Annotated in this window: 20 protein-coding genes; 8 read left to right on the top strand and 12 right to left on the bottom strand. The window is 72.3% G+C overall.

The window, feature by feature from the left end; all coding sequences use genetic code 11:
* Window positions 1–90: 90 nt before the first annotated feature.
* The 6 genes from ACWGDE_RS19620 to ACWGDE_RS19645 all read right to left on the bottom strand — a co-directional run bounded on the left by ACWGDE_RS19620 (window position 91) and on the right by ACWGDE_RS19645 (window position 7,823).
* Complete coding sequence (locus ACWGDE_RS19620; protein WP_453390273.1) at window positions 91–3,159, bottom strand: helix-turn-helix transcriptional regulator; 3,069 nt, start codon at window positions 3,157–3,159, stop codon at window positions 91–93.
* Between the two features lie 80 nt (window positions 3,160–3,239).
* Window positions 3,240–3,407: a hypothetical protein gene (locus ACWGDE_RS19625; RefSeq protein WP_453390257.1), complete on the bottom strand. Its 168-nt coding sequence runs from the start codon at window positions 3,405–3,407 to the stop codon at window positions 3,240–3,242.
* Between the two features lie 188 nt (window positions 3,408–3,595).
* Window positions 3,596–4,207 carry a hypothetical protein gene (locus tag ACWGDE_RS19630; RefSeq protein WP_453390258.1) on the bottom strand — a complete coding sequence of 204 codons (612 nt, stop codon included), beginning with the start codon at window positions 4,205–4,207 and terminating at the stop codon, window positions 3,596–3,598.
* 127 nt (window positions 4,208–4,334) lie between these two features.
* Window positions 4,335–4,889 carry a GNAT family N-acetyltransferase gene (locus ACWGDE_RS19635; protein WP_453390259.1) on the bottom strand — a complete coding sequence of 185 codons (555 nt, stop codon included), beginning with the start codon at window positions 4,887–4,889 and terminating at the stop codon, window positions 4,335–4,337.
* Window positions 4,890–4,928: 39 nt separating this feature from the next.
* Complete coding sequence (locus ACWGDE_RS19640; protein ID WP_453390260.1) at window positions 4,929–7,178, bottom strand: MMPL family transporter; 2,250 nt, start codon at window positions 7,176–7,178, stop codon at window positions 4,929–4,931.
* A 192-nt stretch (window positions 7,179–7,370) separates the two neighbouring features.
* Complete coding sequence (locus ACWGDE_RS19645) at window positions 7,371–7,823, bottom strand: signal peptidase I (RefSeq protein WP_453390274.1); 453 nt, start codon at window positions 7,821–7,823, stop codon at window positions 7,371–7,373.
* 72 nt (window positions 7,824–7,895) lie between these two features.
* Between ACWGDE_RS19645 and ACWGDE_RS19650 the strand changes: the two genes are divergently transcribed.
* The 3 genes from ACWGDE_RS19650 to ACWGDE_RS19660 all read left to right on the top strand — a co-directional run bounded on the left by ACWGDE_RS19650 (window position 7,896) and on the right by ACWGDE_RS19660 (window position 10,015).
* Entirely contained in the window at window positions 7,896–8,708 is an 813-nt protein-coding gene (locus ACWGDE_RS19650; protein ID WP_453390261.1) for a GNAT family N-acetyltransferase, read from the top strand.
* A 179-nt stretch (window positions 8,709–8,887) separates the two neighbouring features.
* Window positions 8,888–9,442, top strand: coding sequence for a hypothetical protein (locus tag ACWGDE_RS19655; RefSeq protein ID WP_453390262.1), 555 nt, complete (start codon window positions 8,888–8,890; stop codon window positions 9,440–9,442).
* Between the two features lie 54 nt (window positions 9,443–9,496).
* Window positions 9,497–10,015 (top strand): DinB family protein, encoded by a 519-nt coding sequence (locus tag ACWGDE_RS19660; protein ID WP_453390263.1) that lies wholly within the window; start codon window positions 9,497–9,499, stop codon window positions 10,013–10,015.
* A gap of 24 nt (window positions 10,016–10,039) precedes the next feature.
* Here ACWGDE_RS19660 and ACWGDE_RS19665 read toward each other — a convergent pair whose 3' ends face one another.
* Entirely contained in the window at window positions 10,040–10,801 is a 762-nt protein-coding gene (locus ACWGDE_RS19665) for a siderophore-interacting protein (RefSeq protein WP_453390264.1), read from the bottom strand.
* 43 nt (window positions 10,802–10,844) lie between these two features.
* Here ACWGDE_RS19665 and ACWGDE_RS19670 point away from each other — a divergent pair, with 43 nt between their 5' ends.
* The 4 genes from ACWGDE_RS19670 to ACWGDE_RS19685 all read left to right on the top strand — a co-directional run bounded on the left by ACWGDE_RS19670 (window position 10,845) and on the right by ACWGDE_RS19685 (window position 14,734).
* Window positions 10,845–12,965 (top strand): penicillin acylase family protein, encoded by a 2,121-nt coding sequence (locus ACWGDE_RS19670; RefSeq protein WP_453390265.1) that lies wholly within the window; start codon window positions 10,845–10,847, stop codon window positions 12,963–12,965.
* Entirely contained in the window at window positions 12,962–13,573 is a 612-nt protein-coding gene (locus ACWGDE_RS19675) for a GNAT family N-acetyltransferase (protein WP_453390266.1), read from the top strand. Before ACWGDE_RS19670 ends, ACWGDE_RS19675 begins: the two co-directional genes overlap by 4 nt.
* A gap of 100 nt (window positions 13,574–13,673) precedes the next feature.
* Complete coding sequence (locus ACWGDE_RS19680; protein WP_453390267.1) at window positions 13,674–14,498, top strand: helix-turn-helix domain-containing protein; 825 nt, start codon at window positions 13,674–13,676, stop codon at window positions 14,496–14,498.
* A complete protein-coding gene (locus ACWGDE_RS19685; RefSeq protein ID WP_453390268.1) occupies window positions 14,495–14,734 on the top strand; it encodes a DUF397 domain-containing protein in 240 nt (79 codons plus the stop codon). The genes ACWGDE_RS19680 and ACWGDE_RS19685 overlap by 4 nt, the downstream gene beginning before the upstream one ends.
* Before the next feature lie 16 nt (window positions 14,735–14,750).
* Here the strand turns inward: ACWGDE_RS19685 and ACWGDE_RS19690 are convergent, their stop codons facing one another.
* Window positions 14,751–15,275 (bottom strand): hypothetical protein, encoded by a 525-nt coding sequence (locus tag ACWGDE_RS19690; protein ID WP_453390269.1) that lies wholly within the window; start codon window positions 15,273–15,275, stop codon window positions 14,751–14,753.
* A 183-nt stretch (window positions 15,276–15,458) separates the two neighbouring features.
* Here ACWGDE_RS19690 and ACWGDE_RS19695 point away from each other — a divergent pair, with 183 nt between their 5' ends.
* A complete protein-coding gene (locus ACWGDE_RS19695; RefSeq protein ID WP_453390270.1) occupies window positions 15,459–17,396 on the top strand; it encodes a protein kinase domain-containing protein in 1,938 nt (645 codons plus the stop codon).
* Window positions 17,397–17,473: 77 nt separating this feature from the next.
* Here ACWGDE_RS19695 and gatB read toward each other — a convergent pair whose 3' ends face one another.
* From gatB to gatC, 4 genes are read right to left on the bottom strand one after another with little or no spacing between them, the layout of a single operon-like run.
* Window positions 17,474–18,982, bottom strand: coding sequence for an Asp-tRNA(Asn)/Glu-tRNA(Gln) amidotransferase subunit GatB (gene gatB / locus ACWGDE_RS19700; RefSeq protein ID WP_453390271.1), 1,509 nt, complete (start codon window positions 18,980–18,982; stop codon window positions 17,474–17,476).
* 15 nt (window positions 18,983–18,997) lie between these two features.
* Window positions 18,998–19,249 (bottom strand): hypothetical protein, encoded by a 252-nt coding sequence (locus ACWGDE_RS19705; protein ID WP_243336352.1) that lies wholly within the window; start codon window positions 19,247–19,249, stop codon window positions 18,998–19,000.
* Window positions 19,246–20,748 carry an Asp-tRNA(Asn)/Glu-tRNA(Gln) amidotransferase subunit GatA gene (gatA, locus tag ACWGDE_RS19710; RefSeq protein WP_453390272.1) on the bottom strand — a complete coding sequence of 501 codons (1,503 nt, stop codon included), beginning with the start codon at window positions 20,746–20,748 and terminating at the stop codon, window positions 19,246–19,248. Before gatA ends, ACWGDE_RS19705 begins: the two co-directional genes overlap by 4 nt.
* Before the next feature lie 4 nt (window positions 20,749–20,752).
* The gene (gene gatC / locus ACWGDE_RS19715; RefSeq protein WP_007266718.1) at window positions 20,753–21,049 is read right to left on the bottom strand and encodes an Asp-tRNA(Asn)/Glu-tRNA(Gln) amidotransferase subunit GatC; all 297 of its coding nucleotides are present in this window, start codon (window positions 21,047–21,049) and stop codon (window positions 20,753–20,755) included.
* Between the last annotated feature and the right edge of the window lie 238 nt (window positions 21,050–21,287).

Genomic DNA, 21,287 nt, shown 5'->3' on the forward strand with positions numbered 1-21,287 from the left:
CCCGATTACTGGACGTCCTCGGGTGCCTCGACAACGCGGCGAGGTGCGGTGCCGGGCGGCGCGGGTCAGGCAAGATCCGAAAGAGACGACCTAGCGCATCGCGCGGACCGCCCTCGCCTCCTCGGGAGCTGCGGGGGCGGCCGGGCCGAAGAGCCTCAGCCGGTGGGCCAGGGCGGCGGCCTCGCCGCGGCCCGCGACTCCCAGCTTCGCCAGGATGTTCGAGACGTGCACGCTGGCCGTCTTCGGGGAGATGAAGAGCTCCTCGGCGATCTGGCGGTTGGTGTGGCCCGCCGCGACCAGGCGCAGCACGTCCCGTTCGCGGCTGGTCAGGCCCAGTGCCTCGACGGGGTCGACGTCCGGGGAGGGGGCTCTGGGGGTGTCCACGGGGGTGAGCGGGAGTCTGGCGCGCTGTGCGAGCAGGGCCAGGTCCTCGCGGAGCCGGCGGGCGCCGAGCTGCTCCGCCGTCGCGTAGGCCTCGCGGAGCAGTTCGCCCGCGGTCTCCCGGTCGCCGCCGGAGACGAGGTGGGCCTCCACGAGCCGGTGGCGGGCCCTGGCCAGCAGGTACGGGCGCTCCAGCGGGCGCACGGCCTCCTCGACGGCCGCCCAGTCGGCGACGGAGTCCTGGTCCTCGGCGCGCAGCAGCTCGGCCCGGAGGTACTCGGCGTGGGCGGTCCACACCGGGACCGGGGTCGCCAGGCTACGGGCGGCGGTGCGCAGGACGGTCAGCGCCTCCTCCTGGCCGGCTTCGGCGGCCGGCAGGCCCCGGGCGTCGGCCTCGGCCGTGGCGGCGGCGAGCAGCAGCGGCCAGGCGTAGCGGTGGTGGCCGAGCGGGAAGCCGTAGGCGATGGCCTCGGCGACCTGCGCGCGGACGTCGGCTATCCGGCCCTCCCCCGCGGCCACGCCGATCCCGAGGCGGAACATCGGTATCCGGTGCTGGGGCTGGCCGTCGTGGGCCCCGAAGTGGGCGCGGGCGGCGGCGAGCTGGCCGGCGGCCTCGGCGAGTTCGCCGCGGGCCAGGGCCAGGTAGGAGAGGCGCGCGGCGGCCGCGGCGCGCGGGGCGGCGCTGCTGACCAGGCTCAGGGTGAGCCGGGCCTCCTTCGCGGCCTCCTCCCAGCGGCCGAGGCTGTAGAGGCTCTCCGCCATGTTCCCGCGGACCCAGGCCTCGGAGTCCATGAGCTGGGACTTCTTGACCAGTGCGGCACCTTGTTCCGCCAGTTCCACGGCTTCGCGGGACCGGCCCATGCTTTCCAGCTGAGAGGTGAGGTTGATATGAGCACGCCCCGTCAGTGCGCCGAGGCCGAGTTCGGTGGCCCGGTCCTTGACCGCGTACATCTCCGCGAGGCCGCGCTCGGGTTCCCCGGCGTCGGTGAGCAGGGTGCCGATGGTGATCCGGGCGTTGAGCTCCGTCTCCTCGGCGCCGACCATCCGGGCGTACTCCACGGCGCGTTCGGCGGCGGCGAGGTTCTCGGGGCCCGGGTCGTGGAGCATGCCCCAGCTCGCGGCCCGGACGAGGACCTCGGCGTGCACCTGGGACGGGGGCAGCCCGCGCACGAGGTCCTGCGCCGTGGCGAGTTCCTCCCAGCCGTCGCCCCGGGCGAGGCTGGAGACGAGCCGGGAGCGCTCGGTCCAGAACCAGGCGGCGCGCAGCGGGTCGTGGCCGTCGTCCAGCGAGCGCAGGGCGATCTTGGTGATCTTCAGGGCGCGTTCGCGTTCGCCGCCGAAGCGGGCCGCGACGGTGGCCTCGGCCAGCAGGTCGAGGCGCTGCAGCGGGGTGGTCTCGGGATCGCAGCCGCAGGGCGGGTACACCTCGGTGTAGTCCGCCGGGCGCAGTTCCTCACGGACCTCCTCCGGTACGCCCTCCCACAGGTCCATGGCCCGTTCCAGCAGCCGCAGCTGCTCGGAGTAGGCGTGCCGGCGCCGGGCGGCCACCGAGGCGGCGAGGACCGCGGGCAGCGCCTTGACGGCGTCGTTGGCGTAGTACCAGTAGTTGGCGAGCCGGATGACGCGCTCCTCGGCGCGGGCCAGCGATTCGTCGGCCTCCAGCGCCTCGGCGTAGCGGCGGTTGACCCGGGCGCGTTCGCCGGGCAGCAGGTCGTCGGAGACGGCCTCGCGGACCAGGGAGTGGCGGAAGCGGTAGCCGTCGCCGTCGGAGGTGGCGAGGAGGATGTTGGCGCCGACCGCCGCGCGCAGGGCCTCGATCAGTTCGTCCTCGGTGAGCCCGGTGACGGCGCGCAGCAGGGCGTACTCCACCGTGGAGCCGCCCTCGGCGACGATGCGCACGACGCGCTGCGAGGCGTCCGGGAGGACTTCGACGCGCACGAGGAGGAGGTCGCGCAGGGATTCGGTGAGGCCGGTGAGGCAGCCGCTGGAGCGGGAGGCGACGAGTTCCTCGACGAAGAAGGCGTTGCCGTCGGAGCGGTCGAAGACCGATTCGACGAAGTCCTCGTCGGGCTGCGAGGCGAGGATGCCGGCGAGCTGGCGGCGCACCTCGGCCCGGTTGAAACGGGGAAGTTCGATGCGCTGGACGGTGCGCAGCCGGTCCAGTTCGGCGAGGAGCGGGCGCAGCGGGTGGCGGCGGTGGACGTCGTCGGCACGGTAGGTGGCGACCAGGACGAGGCGGCCGCTGCCCAGGGCCCGGAAGAGGTAGGAGAGCAGGTGCCGGGTGGAGGTGTCCGCCCAGTGCAGGTCCTCCAGGACGAGGACGACGGTGCGGTCGGCGGCGAGCCTCTCCAGCATCCGGGCCGTCAGCTCGAAGAGCCGGGCGGTGCTCTCCTCGTCGTGCGGGCCGCGCGGGGTCTCGCCGAGTTCGGGGAGGATGCGGGCGAGCTCGTCCTCCTGGCCGGCGGCCGCCGCGGCCAGTTCGGCGGGGAGCAGCCGGTGCAGGGTGCGCAGGGCAGTCGAAAACGGGGCGAAGGGAAGTCCCTCCGCCCCGATCTCCACACAGCCTCCTACGGCGACGACCGCGCCGCGGCGGTCGGCCTCGCAGAGGAACTCCTCGGTGAGGCGGGTCTTTCCGACCCCCGCCTCGCCGCCGATGAGCAGTGCCTGCGGCTCCTGCCCGCCGGCGGCGCGCGTCAGAGCGTCGGTGAGTATGGCCAGTTCGTCGGCTCGGCCGACGAACACCGGGCTGACAGATCTGGTCTCCACGCCGCCGAGCATCGCACAGAGGCCCTGCTCATCGGCACTCGTTATCGGTGCGCTTCTCATCACGCGGGTTTCCACGCGGTCCCCGGCGCCGGCTACGCGGCGCGGGTGAAGCTGCCCCGCAGGCTCCTCACCGGCCTTTCGGATTCCTGGAACCGAGTGAAGACGCGGCGGGCCTTCTTCGCTTCCCGGATCAGGCGGTACTCGTCGGCCTGGCGGATGAGGTCCTCGCGGCGGGCGGTGGCGATCTCGTACTCGAACATCTCGTACTCCCTGGTTGCTTCTCCCGGACACCTCGTTCGGTGTGATCCAAGATTCGCTTCCCAGGGGGTACCGGCACATCGGGAGCATGCCGCATCTCCGCGGGCCAGGGGTCCTTAGTCCAGGGCCGAAGGTCCCTGAGGTGGACTAAGGCAGTGCCTAGTGCCGTGGCCGGGCGATGGCGGAGGGCTTAGGCGGCGGGGGCCGTCGGGAGGGGGAGGAAGTACATGACGGCGAAGACGACCACGCCGATGACGCCGAGGATCACGGCGGCCCAGGACACGGCGCGGACCCAGACGGGGAGCGTGCGGCCGGGGGCGCCGAAGGCCGGGCGGGCCAGGACGAAGACGGCGACGAGCAGCGCGATCGTCGACAGGACGCCGTTGACCAGGGCGGTCATGTGCCAGGCGTTGCCGTACAGGGCCTCGATCTTCGCCTCGGTGCTGCTGGTGGCGGCGTTGGCCGAGTCGATCTGGCCGATGAGGGTCGTGCGCTCGGCCAGGACGCGGGAGACCCAGCTGCCGCTGAGGGCTATCAGGCCGAGAGCGGCGGCGAGGATGGCCGAGGCTCCGGCGGCGACGCCGTTGCCGTGCTCGGCTTCGTCCGCTCCTTCGAGCTCGTCGAGCTCGTCGGCCTCGTCGCCGAAGGAGGGGGCGGTCTCCCCGTCGGGGATCTCCTCGGCGGTGACGGGGGTGACGTCGGCGGCCCGGGTGCTCGTCGCGTCGGTGGTGTCGGCCTTCGTCAGGTCGGCCGGGGAGTCCGCCTCGGGAGCGGTCGGGGCGGGGGTCTTGGTGGTGTCCATGCGGGGCACCGTAGGCGGCTTGTATGAGAGGTTCCTGAGAATCCGGCGGGTCCGCCCGCGCCGCTCCGCCCCGGCCCCTCGGGGGGACCGGGAGCGGGTGCGGCAACGGGTGCCGTCGCGGGCCCGGTTACCCGGCCGGGGCCGGGGGCCACTCGTGGGCGAGGACCGACCAGATCTCGGTGTCCTGGCGTACGCCGCGGTAGAGGTCGTTCTCCCGCATGACGCCCTCACGGGTCATTCCGAGACGCTCGGCGGCGGCGATGCTCTTCTTGTTCCCGGAGGCGACGTGCCACTCGACGCGGTGCATGCCGCGCTCGCGGAAGGCCCAGTCGATGATGGTCCGGCAGGCCTTGGTGACCAGGCCGCGGCCGACCATGGCGGGCTCCAGCCAGCAGCCGGCCTCGCAGGTGCCGCTCGCGGTGTCGAAGGTGCGGAAGAGGACCCCGCCGACGAGGAGCCCGTCGACCCGGATGCCGTAGAGCCGCCCGGTGTCGGTGGCCGCCTTCTGCGCGTACGCCGCCAGGTAGGACCGGGCCCCGTCGAGGTCGGCGACGACGTCCGGCAGTCCCACGAACTGGCCGATGTGTTCCCGGCCTCGGTCCATGTGCGCCAGGAGCTCCTCGGCGTGCCGGATCTCCAGCGGGAACAGCTGGGCGCCTTCGGCGAGGTCTATCGAGAACATGCGGGCTCGTCCTTGGGGTTCGGGCGGCGGTCGGCCGGATCACCTGGATGCTGTGGCGGGCTCGGAGCCGTCGTCGCTCGTGGCCGCGGAGGTACCGGCCCGCTGTGCCGGAAGTGTCGCACGCGGCCGGCACTCGGGGGGTTCGATGCTGATGCGGGGCAGCCGGCGGTCCAGCCAGGCCGGCAGCCACCAGTTGGCGGCGCCGAGCATGTGCATCAGGGCGGGGACGAGCAGGGTGCGCAGGACGAACGCGTCGAGGGCCACGGCCGCGGCCAGCGCGATGCCGAACATGGCGATGAGCCGGTCGCCGCTGAGTACGAAGGCCAGGAAGACGGAGATCATGATGACCGCCGCCGAGTTGATCACCCGGCTGGTCTCGGCGAGGCCGACGCGGACGGCCCGCTTGTTGTCCCCGGTCTCCAGCCACTCCTCGTACATCCGGCTGACGAGGAAGACCTGGTAGTCCATGGAGAGCCCGAAGAGCACCGAGACCATGATCACCGGCAGGAAGGGCTCGATGGGCCCGGCGCTTCCCAGGCCCAGGGCTTCGCTGCCCCAGCCCCACTGGAAGATCGCGACGACGACTCCGAAGGAGGAGGCGACGGCGGCGACGTTCATGGCGGCCGCCTTGACCGGGATGCCGATGGAACGGAAGGCCAGCAGCAGGAGCACGCAGCCCAGCGCGATGACCACGCCGACGAAGAGCGGCAGCTTGCCGATGATGACCTCGGCGAAGTCGTCGTAGCCGGCGGTCACGCCGCCCACGTGGACCTGCATGGAGTTGCCGTGCCCGGCGCGCGGGACGACCTCCTGGCGCAGCGTGTCGACCAGGTCGCTCGTGGCCCGGGACTGCGGCGAGGAGTCCGGTACGACGGTGACGAAGGCCGTGTCGCCGCTCCGGTTGAAGACGGCCGGTCCGGCGGAGGCCACGCCCTTGGTCGTACGGAGCGATTCGGCCAGGCGGTCCACGGCCACCCGGTCGCCGGCGCCGTCGAGGCGGGCGACCACGGTCAGCGGGCCGTTCATCCCCGGGCCGAACCCGTCCGCGAGGAGGTCGTAGGCCTTGCGCGTGGTGGAGGTGGCCGGGTTGTTGCCCTGGTCGGAGGTGCCGAGGTGGAGGGAGAGCGTGGGCAGGGCCAGTACCACCATGACCGCCGCGGCGAGCAGGCCGAGCAGCTTGGGGTGGCGTTCGACGAAGGCCGACCAGCGGGCGGCGAAGCCGGTGACCGACTCCGGCCGCGGGCCCTCGGCCGCCAGCCTGCGGCGCTCGCGGCGCGAGAGGGCGCGCGTGCCGATGTACGAGAGGAGGGCGGGCAGCAGGGTCACCGAGGCGGCGACCGTCAGGACCACGGTGAGGGAGGCGGCTATCGCCACGCCGTTGAGGAAGTTCAGCCGCAGCACCAGCATGCCGAGCAGGGCGATGCAGACGGTGGCCCCGGCGAAGACGACGGCCCGGCCGGTGGTGGCGACGGCGTTCTCCGCGGCCTCCTCGACCGGGAGACCGCGCTGGAGGCCCTTGCGGTGGCGGGTGACGATGAACAGCGCGTAGTCGATGCCCACGCCGAGGCCCACGAGGGTGCCCAGCATCGGGGCGAAGTCGGCGACCGGCATGGCGTGCCCGAGGAGGGTGATGCCGAAATAGGCGGTGCCCACGCTGACCAGGGCGGTCGCGATGGGCAGCAGGCTGGCGGCGAGCGAGCCGAAGGCCAGGAAGAGCACGAGGGCGGCGATGACCACGCCGATCACTTCGGCGAGGTGCGCGCCGGGGGCCTCGGTGAGGCCGATGGCGCGGCCGCCGAGTTCGACCTGGAGGCCGTCGGCCTCGGTCACCGGGTTCTTCGCCGCGTCGACCACGGCCTTCGCCTCGGCCTTGGGGACCGAGTCGGCCTGCCGGTCGAAGGTGACCACGGCGTGGGCGGTGCGTCCGTCGGCGCTGATCCTGGCGGCGCTCTCGGGTTCGGGGCCGTAGGGGCCGGCGACCGATCCGACGCCGGGCAGCCCGGCTATCGAGTCGAGCGCCCGCGCCATGCGTTCCTCGACGGCGGGGGTCCGCACGCTCTGATGGTCCGGGGCCCGCCACACGATGGTGTCGGAGTCGCCGCCCTGACCGGGGAAGCCCTCGCGGAGCAGGGCGTGCGCCTTGCTCGACTCGGTGCCGGGGACCTCGTAGTCGTTGGAGAACGCCGTTCCGGCGCCGATCGCGGCCGCGGCGGTCCCGCCGAACGCGAGGAGCCAGATCAGGACGGCGACGAGGCGGTGCCGCATGCACCACCGTGCGATTGCTGCCAACGGACGAGCTCCCTGGTGGTTCGGATCTTCACCGGGAACGGCCCGTCGCAAAGAACGCTTGAACACTGAACGCTGAACGTCTCAAAACTTACGGTCTACACAGGTCTACACCTTCACGATCTCAGCGTTCCGTGATCGTTGGCGGCCTTCGTGGGCATCGTCACAGCGGGCCGGACAGGTGCGGGACCATGGTCACACGGGGTCCGGAGCGGAGGTCCGGCCGGGCCGGTCCTCGGTCCGGTCCTCGGTCCGGTCCTCGGGCCGGCCCTCGGGCCGGTCCTCGGTCCGGTAGCCGGGCAGCGAGGGCCAGCGCACGGTGAGCACCACCGAGTCCTCCTCCGCGTACCAGGAGTGGTCCACCCCCTGCCCCCACACGCAGTAGTCCCCCTGCTCGGCGAGCACGACGCTGCGGCCGGGGAACTCCAGCCGGAACCGGCCGCTGATCAGTACCTGCAGTGCCGTACGGGACTCCCCGCGCACCCATTGCGCCCGCTCCTCGCCCTTGGGGTGGACGCCCCACTTGATCTCCACGTCCTCGCTGTGGCGCGGATCACCGGGCTCCTTGAAGTGGCCGAGCAGCCAGCCCCGGTCCACGGCGGCGTCGGGTCCGGCCTTGCCGGTGTACACGGCGGGGGCGGGGGGCACGGGATCGCTCACGGGGGTGAGGCTAATGCAGTTGTGCGCGCGGGTGACGGCTGGTGAGGTGGCCGGATGACCATGGACCGAGATGACCTGCTGAAGCTGCGCGCCGAGTTCGACACCCAGATGCGCCGGGAGGCCCGGCCCGACACCGGCGGCGCGCGCGTCGAGCGGTCGGGCCCGGTCGTACGGCAGATCGAGCCCGGGCTTGCCGGCGGCAGCACCGTGCTCTGGTCGGACCTGGACGAGGCGACGGCGGACGCGGCGATCGCCGAGCAGGTCGCGTACTTCACCGCCCTGGCCGCCCGCGGCGAGATCGCGGAGCCCGAGTTCGAGTGGAAGCTCTACGACTACGACCGCCCCGCCGACCTCGGGGAGCGGCTGCGCGCGGCCGGCTTCGTGGCCGAGCCGGCCGAGACGCTGCTGATCGGCCGGACCTCGGAGCTCGCGAAGATCACGGTGGAACCGCCCGCGGGGATCACGCTGCGGGTGGTGACCGACGAGGAGGGCGTGGAGCTGATGATGCGGGCCCACCGCGGCGCCTTCGGCACGGACCGCCCGCGCATCAGGGAGCTGCTGGTGAACCTGCTGAGGGACGAGCCGGACACGATCGAGGCGGTCGTCGCGATGGCGGGCGACGTCCCGGTGTCCGCGGCCCGGATGGAGATGCGCCCGGGGACCTCCTTCGCCGGCCTGTGGGGCGGCGGCACCGTTCCCGAATGGCGCGGCCGCGGCATCTACCGGCTCCTGGTGGCCCACCGCGCCCGCGTGGCGGCGGAGCGCGGCATCCCCTACCTCCAGGTGGACGCGTCGGACGACAGCCGGCCGATCCTGCAGAGGCTGGGCTTCGAGGTGCTCGGGGTCACGGTGCCGTGGGTGTGGGAGGGCTAACCCGGCCCGACCCGGCCCGGTCCGACCCCATCCGGCCCGACCCGGTCCGACCCGGTCCGTCCCGGTGCCGGACGGGTTCGTCTTGGTCTTTGGACAGGCTTGACCATAAGACATGTTTAGGTGAGCCTTACCTCGCCTGGTCCCGCATCCGGGACCGTCCTGCCCTCGGAGCTCTTCTCATGTCGTCCCCCACCGCCGATCTGCCCTCCCGCCGCTCCCGCCTGTACGACTCCTGGTGGACGGTGGCGGCTGCGGGGATCGCGGCGATGGCCGCCCTGACGGTGTGCCTGTGGGGGTCCGTCCACGTCGAGGCCCATCCGACCCTGCACACGGCCGCGCTCTTCGCGCACCTCGCCTCGCTCGTGGTCGGGTTCGGCGCGGTCCTGTCCGCCGACTACCACGGGCTGCTGTGGGCCGTGGGCCGCTGCTCGCTCGCCGAGGCGATAGCCACCACCTCCCGGCTCCACGTACCCATATGGGCCGGCCTCGGCGGTCTCGTGGTGAGCGGGATGGTGCTGGAGCCCGATCTCGGGTCGCCGCTCACCCTGACCAAGGTCGGGCTCGTCTTCGCGCTCACCCTCAACGGCCTGCAGGCCGGTCTGCTGAGCCACCGCCTCGCGAACGTGACCACCGCCACCCGCGGGCTGCTGCTGTGGGGCGGCGCCACCGCCGTCGTCTCGCAGATCTGCTGGTGGGGCGCCGTGGTCATCGGCTTCATCAACACCAACTCCTGACGATTCGCCCGGAACGCCTTCCACGGCCCGTCCCGACGGGGCAAGATCGCAGCCATGGCAGCGACAGAACCCACCGTCCGCATCGGGCCGCCCCTCACCGGGGGCGAGCGCGAGACGCTCCGCGCGTACCTCGACTTCCACCGGGCCACCCTCGCCATGAAGTGCGACGGCCTCACCGACGAGGAACTGCGCCTCCAGGCCTCACCGCCCTCCACCCTGTCCCTGCTGGGACTGGTCCGGCACATGGCGGAGGTCGAGCGGCACTGGTTCCGCCGGACGGTGGGCGGGGCGGACATCCCGCACCTGTGGTCCGACAAGCGCGACTTCCAGGCCGCCTACGACGCCTCCGGCTCGACCCGCGCCGAGGCCTTCACGGCCTGGGAGGCGGAGGTCGAGCACTCCCGCGCGGTGGAGGCGGCCGCCGAATCCCTCGACGTGACGGCGTACGTGGTGAAGTGGGAGGAGGACGCCTCCCTCCGCACGCTCATGCTCCACATGATCCACGAGTACGCCCGCCACAACGGCCATGCGGACTTCCTCCGCGAGGCCATCGACGGCACCACGGGCGCATGACCCCGGCTCCCCGGGGCCCGGCGGTCAAGGGCGCCAGTAGCCCAGGGCGTTGATCCGGGGCTTCGGGAGGGCGAGGTCCTTGCGGAGCCAGGTGGTCAGGGTGCGGGTGGTGGTGGTGTCGCAGGCCAGCCAGACGTAGGCGGAGGCGGGGTCGGCCAGGAGGGACGGGAGTTCGGCGCGGACCCGTTCCGTCAGGGCCGCGCCGCCGGCCGTGCCGCGCTCGACGCGGCGTACGTCGTGGCGGTCCGCGTGGACGCGCAGGGGCAGTTCGGCGTCGCTCGCGTGCTGCGTCTCGAACCAGACGGTCGCCGGGGTGTCCGGGAAGGCGTCCAGCAGGGAGTTGATCGCGGGCAGCGAGGCCGGGTCACCGATCACCAGGAGCCGGGCGGGCGCCGGGTCCGGGGCCGTGAAGCCCGTGCCCTGGACGGTCGCCTCGATGGTGTCGCCCGGGGCCGCGCGGCGCGCCCAGTCGCTCGCGACCCCGTCGTGCAGGGCGAACTCCAGCGAGAAGGTGCCCGCGACCGGGTCCGGGTCGACCAGCGTGTAGGCCCGCTGGTGCGGCTTGCCGTCGGCGGCCGCGAACCAGAGCCGGACCCACATGGTCGGGTGCGGTGCCTGCCCCGCCGCGGCGAGCAGTCCGCCGTCCGACATCCGTACGCGCCGGAAGTGCCCGGTGACCTGCTCCGCCCCGGTCACCGTGAACCGGAAGTCCTTGGCCCTCATCAGTTTGAGGACCACGCCCTCCCAGCCCTTGGCCGTCTTCTCCGTCGCGCTCGTGACGCTCATCGCACCCCTGCCTTCCCCTTATAGTTAGGGCAGCCTAACTTAAATGCACTTGGGGAAGAGTGTGAGCCTAGTGAGCACCACGGACGACGCGTACGCGGACGGCGAGAACGACGAGCTCTACCGGGACACTTGGGGCGTACCGCACCTCCGCGCCCCGGACCCGCTCCGCCTCTCGTACGCCCAGGGCCGCACCACCGCCCTCGACCGCGCCTGGCAGTTGGAGATCGAGCGGCTGCGCGCCGAGGGGGCGAGCGCCTCACTGCTCGGGCCCGGCTCCGTCGCCTGGGACCGCTTCGCCCGCCAGAGCCGCCTCGCCGACACCGCGCGCCTGTGCCACGAGGCGCTCGACCCGCAGACCGCCGCCTGGGTCGGGGCGTACGTCGCCGGGGTCAACGACGGGCTCGCCGCCGGGGCCGCCCGCGACACCCGCTTCACGCACGCCCCCGAGCCCTGGGAGCCCTGGGTCCCGCTCGCCATCTGGATCTCGACCCACATCCTCTTCGCCGGCTTCGCCACGAAGCTGTGGCGCGAGCGCGTGGCCCGCGCCCTCGGCGACGAGGCCGCCACCCTCTTCGCCACCGACGGCCCCGGCACCGCCGGCAGCAACGGCTGGCTGGTGCCGGGCGACCGGACCGCCGGCGGAGCCGCGATCATCGCGGGCGATCCGCACCGGTTCATCGAGAACCCCGGCGTGTACCAGCAGATACGTATCGCCTGCCCCGAGTACGACGTCGTCGGCCTCGCCGTCCCCGGCGTCCCCGGCCTCGCCCACTTCGGGCACACCGGCAGCGCCGCCTGGGCCATCACCAACGCCATGGCCGACTACCAGGACCTGTACACCGAGGAGTTGCGGCACCTGGAGGACGGCCGGATCGAGGCCCTCGGCCCCGACGGCGCCTGGGAACCGGTCGCCCGCCACACCGAGACCATCGTGGTCGCCGGCGCGGACCCGGTCGAGGTGGAGGTACTGGAGACCGCGCGCGGCCCGGTGATCATCCGCGAGGACGAAGAGCAGGGGCAGGAGCAGGGCACCGGCCGGACCCTCTCGCTGCGCTACCCGCCCCGCGTCCGCCGCGACCTCGGCTTCGCCGCCCTGCCCGCCCTCCTGCGCGCCCGTACCGTCGCCGACATCGACGCCGCCCTGGACGGCTGGGCCGAGCCCGTCAACGTGGTCCACGCCGCCGACACCGAGGGCGGCCTGCTGCACCGCGTCGCCGGAGCCGTCCCGCTGCGCGACCCCGCGGCCCGGCTGCGCCCCGTACCCGCCTCGGACGCCCGATACGCCTGGCAGGGCTGGGCACAGACACCCGCCGAGCCGGTGCAGGGCTTCGCCGTCATGGCCAACGCCCGCGGGATCGCTTCGCCGCTGGGCGTGGAGTTCGCGCCGCCGCACCGCGCCAACCGCATCCGCGAGCTGCTCTCCGGCGCGGCAGACTGGTCCCCGAAGGCCATGGCCGGCATACACGCGGACACGCACCTCGCCTCCGCCGCGCCGCTGCTCGCCCTGCTGCCCGCGCTCGAAGGCCTCTCCCCCGCCGCCGACGCGCTGCGCACCCGGCTGCTCGGCTGGGACCGGCACATGGACGCCGACAGCACCGACGCCACCGTCTTCTCGGCCTTCCGGGCCGCGACCGTACGCCGCTTCGCCGCCGACCCGGTCTTCGCGGGCCTCGCGGACGCCCCGTCCGGGCCCGAGGTGTTCCACCCCTGGCTGTACCTGCTCCCCCGCGTCGGCTACGCCCTGGAGGGCCTGCTCACCACCGCCCTGCTGCCCGGCCTGGACCGCGCCGGGCACGTCCTGGCCGCCCTGGAGGAGACCGCGGCCGCGGCCGCCCCCGACACCCCCTGGTCGCAGGTGCACCGCCTGGCCCCGTGGTCCGCGCTGCCGGACCCGGACACCGAGTGGCCCGGCCTCGGCGGCGACCACGACTGCGTCAACGCCACCTCCACCGTCCCCGGTTTCACCGATCTCACCGCCCGTGCTTCGGCGGCCCGTTACGTCTGGGACCTGGCCCGCCGCGAGGACAGCCTGTGGGCGGTCCCGCTCGGCGCGGACGGCGTCACCGGCAGCCCCCACCACCTCGACCAGCTCCCGCTCTGGGCCCACTGCGAACTCGTCCCCGTCGTCACCGACTGGGCCCGCCTCACCAAGGAATCCGCATGACCACCTCGCCCGCCACCCGGCAGCCCGTCCACACCCACCTCGTCGAGGGCTTCGGCACCGTCACCCTGACGCCCGTCGACCCGGCCGCCGACTCCGAGCTGATCCACGCCTGGGTCAACGAGGAGCGGGCCGCGTTCTGGGGCATGGTCGGGGCAAGCCGCGAGCTGGTCCAGGAGATCTACGAGGACGTGGACCGCCGCACCACCCACCGCGCCTACCTCGCACGGCGCGAGGGCACGCCGGTCGCACTGTTCCAGACGTACGACTGCGCGGAGGACCGGGTCAGCGAGTGCTACGAGGTCCAGCCCGGGGACGTCGGCGCGCACCTGCTGATCGGCCCCGACCAGGGAACCGCCGAACAGGGCTTCACCGCAGCCCTGTTGACCGCCTTCCTGGCGTACCTCGTCTCCGACGGCACGACCCGCCGCGTCATCGCCGAGCCCGACGCCCGCAACGACAAGGCGATAGCCCGCCTCATGCGCACCGGCTTCGAGCTCGGACCGGAGGTGGAGCTCCCGGAGATCGACCTCCCCGAGGTCTACCTCCCGGCCAAGCAGGCCCGCCTCCTCGTCCTCGACGTGTCGGGAGAGGTACCGGCCTTCCGCTGACCGGCGCTCGGCGGTCCCCCTGACCCGTACACGGGTTTTGTACGGGTGGCGTACGTGCGGTACGCGCGTCAGGGGGGCCGCCGAGGGGGATGTGACCGGCATGCCCCACAGCAACAGGCCCCAGCGCAACGCCTCCTGGAAGATCGTCGGCGTCCTGCTGGCCCATCAGCGCAAGCGCGCCCTGCTCACCCAGGAACGACTGGCCGAACTGGCCCACTGCGACGTCGAGTCGATCGCCTCGGTGGAACAGGGCCGTCGGCCCCTGTCCGTGAAGATGGCCGCGGTCCTCGAAGTCCACCTCGACGCGAAGGGGGCGCTGCGCGAGGCGGCGGAGGCGATCCCGCGCCGCGAGCGGTACCCGGCGTTCGCCCGGGACTACATGGAACACGAGGAGGAGGCGCTCAGCCTGCTCTCGTACGAGAACGCAGCCATCCCGGGCTTGCTCCAAACCCCGGAGTACGCGGCGGCAGTCTTCGCAAACTTCTACCCACCACGTCCCGCCGACCAGATCGCGCAGCAAACCGAGGACCGAATGGCCCGGAGGGGCCTCTTCCATCGCGAGCCGCAGCCGCCCGTGATGCACTTCATCATCGAACAGGCCGTGCTGGAGCGCCCCATCGGCGGCCCCGCAGGACTACGCGGGCAGCTCCTCTACCTGCGCACGATGTCCGAACTCCCCTTCGTGGGAGTCCAGATCATTCGCACCAACCGCGAAACCCACGCGGGCCTGGCTGGTCCAATGGTGCTCCTTGAAACCCCCGACCACGACCAACTTGCCTACCTGGAGGGCCAGCACGTCAGCTTCCTCCAGGACGACCCCGACGAGGTCCATCTCCTCCATCTCAAATATGGGATGCTGCGTTCGCAGGCGCTCTCCATCGAGGACAGCAAGCGCCTGCTGGACGACCTGCTAGGAGAGTCATGACGCACCAACTGGCCTGGTTCAAGTCGAGCTACAGCGGCAGCGAGGGCGGCGACTGCCTCGAAGTCGCCTACCACTGGCGGAAGTCCAGCTACAGCAGTGACGCAGGCGGCAACTGCGTCGAGGTCGCCTCCCACCCCGCCGCCGTCCACGTCCGCGACTCCAAGGTCACCGACGGCCCGGTCCTGACCGTCGCCCCCGCCGCCTGGGCCGCCTTCGTCGGCGACGCCACCCGCTGAACGCCCAGCCGCCCGCTCACTCCCCGTCCGACACCCCGAGGTCGGCACGCATCGCCGCCCGCATCTCCCGGAGCGGGCCGAAGAGGGCCTGTTGGGCCTCCGCCGCCGCCTCCATCGACTCCCCCGGGTCCGGCTCGCCCCGCTCCAGCCGCTTCACCTGACCGTAGACCGCCGTCAGGGCGTGGTTGACCACCGCCACCGGGGTCAGGACGGGATCCGGGGCGATCATCTGCGCCTCCGAGTAGCGGTCGCGGAAGGCGTCCTTCGCGGCGTCGAGCGCGGCCCGGTCGGCGTCCTCGACCCGGCGTTCCCGCATGGCGTGCAGATGCCGGTTGAGGGTGGTGGCGAACTGCCGGGCGTCCCGGTTGAGTTCCACGTAGCAGGTGCGCCGCAGCACCAGGTTCTCGCGCACCGCGTCGTGACCGCTCACGAGCTCGATCTCGCGGCGCTTCGCGCGCGCCGCGCCCCGCTGGGTGAGCAGCGCACCGCCCAGCGTGCCCGCGACACCCGCCACGGCGACGACCATCCCGCCGATCTCCACCGGCCCACCCCTCCCGAGTCCGTTTTCCCCGCGCCACAGTCTGCCGGGCACCCCGCCCGGGACCCCCGGCGGGGTGCGGTGAAGAAGTGATCTTCACGCCAACGGAATTCCGATTCCCATTGACCCCGTGCGCCCGGTCGCTGGAAGCTGATCCCCACTCAAACTTTTGGCGCTGGGGGGAAATTGACCAGCCAGAATCTGCACATCGGACCGGACGCGGCGGCCGACCGCTACCGACTGCTCCGGTCCATCGGACGCGGCGGCGAGGCCGTGCTCTATCTCGCGGAGATCGAACTCGCGGGCGGGTCCGAGCCCGTGGTCGTGAAGGTGCTCGACTCCAAGACCACGATCACCCCGGACGTCTTCGACCGGATCAGCCGTAAGTGGAACGAGCAGGCAGAGCTGCTGCGCTTCGTCCACCGGCCGGGAGTCGTGGGCGTACGGGAGCACTTCGAAGGGCCGCCGATCCACCGGCCCGGGGAATCCGGGACGCTGACCGGGCGGGCCCTCGTCCTGGTCATGAACCACGTCGACGGGCTGGACCTGCGGGACTGGCGGGCCGAGCGGACGCTCGCCAGTGCCGCCGAGCGGCGCGAGGTGATGCGCACCCTGGAGCAACTGGCCGAGGTACTGGACTGGCTGCACTCGGGGAAGGCCACCCCGTCCGGGCGCCAGGTGATCCACGGAGACCTGTCGCCGGGCAACGTCATGGTCGACGCCCACGGGCAGGCCACGCTGGTGGACTTCGGCCTCAGCAAGCTGACCGCCGACCACCAGACCGCCGAGGTCTGGTTCACCCCCGGCTACGCGGCGCCGGAGGTCTTCGACGGCAAGCGGACCCCGGGCGCGGACCGGTACGCCTTCGGGGCCATCGCGTACTTCCTGCTGAGCGGGGAGTCACCGCCGGCCACCCCCGAGCTGCTGGCCGCCGCCCTCACCGGGCTGCCGCAGATCGCCGTCCTGGACGCGGAGCAGCGGGAGCGGATCGCCTCGATCTACGCCTCCGACCCGCTGAAGCGTCCGGTGAACCTGGCCGGGTGGATGAAGGACATCCGCCGCGCGGTGGTGTCCACGACCACCTCCACCTCGCAGCGGGTGGTCCAGGACGCGGCCCCGGTACCGCCGAAGCCCGCTGCCCCGCCCCAGCCGTCGGCGGCTCCGCCCAAGGCAGCTCCGGCGGCGGCGCCGGTGACCCCGCCGGCCCCGACCGCGGCCCCTGTGACCCCGGCGGCGCCCCCGGCGCAGCCCGTGTACACCCCGCCGCCGGCGCAGCCCGTCTACACGCCGCCGCCTGTGCAGCCCGTCCACACCCCGCCGCCCACCGAGCCCGTGTACGCCGAGCCGGTGTACGCGCCGCCGGTGCAGGCGAGCGTGCCGCAGGGGTACGGTCCCGCGCCCGCGGCCGGCCACCCCACGGAGCCGCTGCCCACGGCCCCGCCCCCGCGCAAGAAGCGGCGTACCGGACTGGTGCTCGGAGCGGTGGCCGCCGTCCTGGTGGTGACCGCCGGCGCGGTGATCGGCGTAAAGCTGCTCGGGGACGACAAGGACGCGGACGGGTCGAACACGGCGAACGGCGGGGACAAGGCTGCGGTTTCCTCGTCGGCCCCCGAGAGCCCGACGCCCACGCCCACGCCCAGTCCGACGCCCAGCGCGTCGAAGTCCGCGGCCGGCGGCCCGACGACCCGGCCCACCGCGACGGGTTCCCAGCCTCCGTCGGGGGTGGCCCCGGGCGTGAAGGCCGCCGATCTGACCGTGATGAGCCCCGTGGCGGACCTGGGCAGGTTCGAGGTCGGCCCCGCCAAGATCAACACCGTCCAGTACGGAGCCGCGTTCATCCGGCAGCGCAGCTGCGACTTCGACGCGAACACCGAGTTCGACCTCAACCGCGAGTGGAAGACGCTGGAGTTCACCGCGGGGATCGACGACGGCTCGAAGAACGAGAAGGGCCGCGTCAGCATCTCGCTCGACGGCCAGCCCGCCGCCTTCTCCGAACTGGTGGAACTGGGCAAGCCGATCAGCCGCACCATCGACGTGAGCGGCGCCCTGCGGCTGCGCATCAAGGTGGACAAGGGCTGCGAGAACGGCACGGTCGTCATCGCCGCCCCCCAGCTCAAGCGCTGAGACCACGAAGGCCCCGCACCGGAGAACCGGTGCGGGGCCTTCGTGTACGTACGGAGCGGATCCGTCAGCTCCGTCGACTATTCGGAGACGCCCAGGCGCTCCAGGATGAGCTCCTTGACGCGCGCCGCGTCGGCCTGGCCGCGGGTGGTCTTCATGACCGCTCCGACCAGCGCGCCGACCGCCGCGATCTTGCCGCCGCGGATCTTGTCGGCGATGCCCGCGTTGCCCGCGATGGCCTCGTCGACGGCCGCGCCGAGCGCGCCCTCGTCCGAGACGACCTTCAGGCCGCGCTTCTCGACGACCTCGTCAGGGGTGCCCTCGCCGGCGAGCACGCCCTCGAGGACCTGGCGGGCCAGCTTGTCGTTGAGCTCACCGGCCGCCACCAGGGCCGCGACGCGCGCGACCTGGACGGGGGTGATGGGCAGCTCGTCGACGACGACGCCCTGCTCGTTGGCGTTGCGGGCCAGCTCGCCCATCCACCACTTGCGGGCGGCCGTGGAGTCCGCGCCGGCCTCGATCGTGGCGACGATGGAGTCCACCGCGCCCGCGTTGAGGATCGACTGCATGTCGTGCTCGGTGACGCCCCACTCCTGCAGGAGGCGGTTGCGGCGCACGCGCGGCATCTCGGGCAGACCGGCGCGCAGCTCCTCGACCCAGTCGCGGGCCGGGGCGATGGGCACCAGGTCGGGCTCCGGGAAGTACCGGTAGTCCTCGGCGTTGTCCTTGATGCGGCCGGCCGTGGTGGAGCCGTCCTCCTCGTGGAAGTGCCGGGTCTCCTGCACGATCGAGCCGCCGGAGGAGAGCACCGCCGCGTGGCGCTGGATCTCGAAGCGGGCGGCGCGCTCGACGGAGCGCAGCGAGTTGACGTTCTTCGTCTCGCTGCGGGTGCCGAACTCGGACTCGGGGGTGGGGCGCAGCGACAGGTTGACGTCGCAGCGCATCTGGCCCTTGTCCATGCGGGCCTCGGAGACGCCGAGCGCCTTGATGACCTCGCGCAGTTCGGCGACGTACGCCTTGGCGACCTCGGGGGCCCGTACGCCCGCGCCCTCGATCGGCTTGGTGACGATCTCGATGAGGGGGATGCCGGCGCGGTTGTAGTCCAGCAGCGAGTGGGACGCGCCGTGGATGCGGCCGGTGGCACCGCCGACGTGCAGCGACTTGCCGGTGTCCTCCTCCATGTGGGCGCGCTCGATCTCCACGCGGAAGATCTCGCCGTCCTCCAGCTGGACGTCCAGGAAGCCGTTGAAGGCGATGGGCTCGTCGTACTGGGAGGTCTGGAAGTTCTTCGGCATGTCCGGATAGAAGTAGTTCTTCCGGGCGAAGCGGCACCACTCGGCGATCTCGCAGTTCAGCGCGAGACCGATCTTGATGGCCGACTCGATGCCGATCGCGTTGACGACGGGCAGCGCGCCGGGCAGGCCCAGACAGACCGGGCAGGTCTGCGAGTTGGGCTCGGCGCCCAGCTCGGTCGAGCAGCCGCAGAACATCTTGGTCTTCGTGCCGAGCTCGACGTGGACCTCGAGGCCCATGACGGGGTCGTACGACGCGAGGGCGTCCTCGTACGACAGCAGTTCGGTGACAGTCACAGTGGAAATTCCCTCTCAGCCCAGCAGGACGTCGTCGTCGCCGAGACGCTTCAGCTCGCGGTACAGGATCGCGAGGCCGGTGACGATGGCGGCGGCGGAAACGACGGCGTCGATCAGCTTCAGCGTGTCGTGCTCGGTGCGGGCCTTCTTGGCCTGCTTGACCACGCTGAAGGCGCCGAAGGCGGTGGTGCCGATCGACAGGTACGTACCGGACTTGGACTTCTTGAAGCCCTTGGCCTTGGACAGCGCACTCGTACTCGAACTCACAGCGACGGAGCCTCCTCAAGCAGCGGGTGGCCCCAGCGCTCGACGAAGGCGGCCTCGACTGCGGCACCCACCTTGTACAGGCGGTCGTCCTTCATCGCCGGGGCGATGATCTGGAGCCCGACCGGGAGACCGTCCTCCGGAGCCAGGCCGCAGGGCAGCGACATGGCGGAGTTGCCGGCCAGGTTGGTCGGGATGGTGCACAGGTCCGCGAGGTACATCGCGAGGGGGTCGTCGGTGCGCTCACCGATCGGGAAGGCGGTGGTGGGCGTGGTCGGGGAAACGATCACGTCGACCCGCTCGAAGGACTTCTCGAAGTCCTGCGTGATGAGCGTGCGGACCTTCTGGGCGGAGCCGTAGTACGCGTCGTAGTAGCCGGAGCTGAGCGCGTACGTGCCGAGGATGATGCGGCGCTTGACCTCGTCGCCGAAACCGGCTTCGCGGGTCAGGGCCGTGACGTCCTCGGCGGACTTGGTGCCGTCGTCGCCGACGCGCAGGCCGTAGCGCATGGCGTCGAAGCGGGCCAGGTTGGAGGAGCACTCGGACGGCGCGATCAGGTAGTACGCGGCCATCGCGAGGTCGAAGGACGGGCAGTCCAGCTCCACGATCTCGGCGCCGAGATCCTTGAGGAGCTCCACCGACTCGTTGAAGCGCTGGACGACGCCGGCCTGGTAGCCCTCGCCGGCGAACTGCTTGACGACACCGACGCGCATGCCGGCGACGGAGCCGTTGCGGGCCGCCTCGACGACCGGCGGGACCGGGGCGTCGATGGAGGTGGAGTCGAGCGGGTCGTGACCGGCGATGACCTCGTGCAGCAGGGCCGCGTCCAGGACCGTACGGGCGCAGGGCCCGCCCTGGTCGAGGGAGGAGGAGAAGGCGACCATGCCGTAGCGCGAGACGCCGCCGTACGTGGGCTTCACGCCGACGGTGCCGGTGACGGCGGCGGGCTGGCGGATGGAGCCGCCGGTGTCCGTGCCGATCGCGAGGGGCGCCTGGAAGGCGGCCAGCGCGGCCGCGGAGCCGCCGCCGGAGCCGCCGGGGATCCGGGTGAGGTCCCAGGGGTTGCCGGTGGGGCCGTAGGCGCTGTTCTCCGTCGAGGACCCCATGGCGAACTCGTCCATGTTGGTCTTGCCGAGGATGACGACGTCGGCTTCCTTCAGCTTGCGCGTCAGGGTGGCGTCGTACGGCGGGATCCAGCCTTCGAGGATCTTCGAACCCACGGTCGTCGGAACCCCGACGGTGGTGAAGATGTCCTTGAGGGCGAGCGGTACGCCGGCCAGCGGGCCCAGCGTCTCGCCGCGCTCGCGCTTGGCGTCGACGGCACGGGCCTGGGCCAGCGCGCCCTCGCGGTCGACGTGCAGGAAGGCGTGGACCTTCTCGTCGGTCGCCTCGATGCGGGCCAGGTGGGCCTCGGTCACCTCGACGGCCGTGAGGACGCCGGCGGCGATCTTCTCGGCGGTCTCGGCGGCCGTGAGCCTGATGATGCTCTGCGTGTCGGTCATGTTGTTAGTCCTCCCCCAGGATCTGCGGCACCTTGAAACGCTGCTGCTCCTGGGCGGGAGCGCCGGAAAGCGCCTGCTCGGGGGTGAGCGACGGACGGACCTCGTCCGCGCGCATGACGTTCGTCAGCGGCAGCGGGTGGGAGGTCGGCGGGACGTCTTGGTCGGCGACCTCGGAAACGCGGGCGACCGCGCCGATGATGTCGTCGAGCTGTCCAGCGAAGTGGTCGAGCTCTTCGCTCTTCAGCTCCAGACGTGCCAGCCGAGCGAGGTGGGCGACCTCCTCGCGCGTGATGCCAGGCATGCAGCGATCCTCTGGGGGTTTTGAGTGTGTAGGTTTCGCCCCCAATCCTATGGGGCCCGGCCCCCACCCGGCGCAACGGTTTCCCCCGGCGGCGGTACGAAGCCCCCGAGGGGGGCGATTCCACCTGGCCGGGCGGTGCGCCTGCCGCTGCGCGGGGCGAAGTCCCCTACCCGCCCTTCGCCCGTTCCCCGGGGCTCCGCCCCGGACCCCGTGCCCTCAAACGCCGGCGGGGCTGAAA

Source organism: Streptomyces sp. NPDC054956, assembly GCF_053609185.1.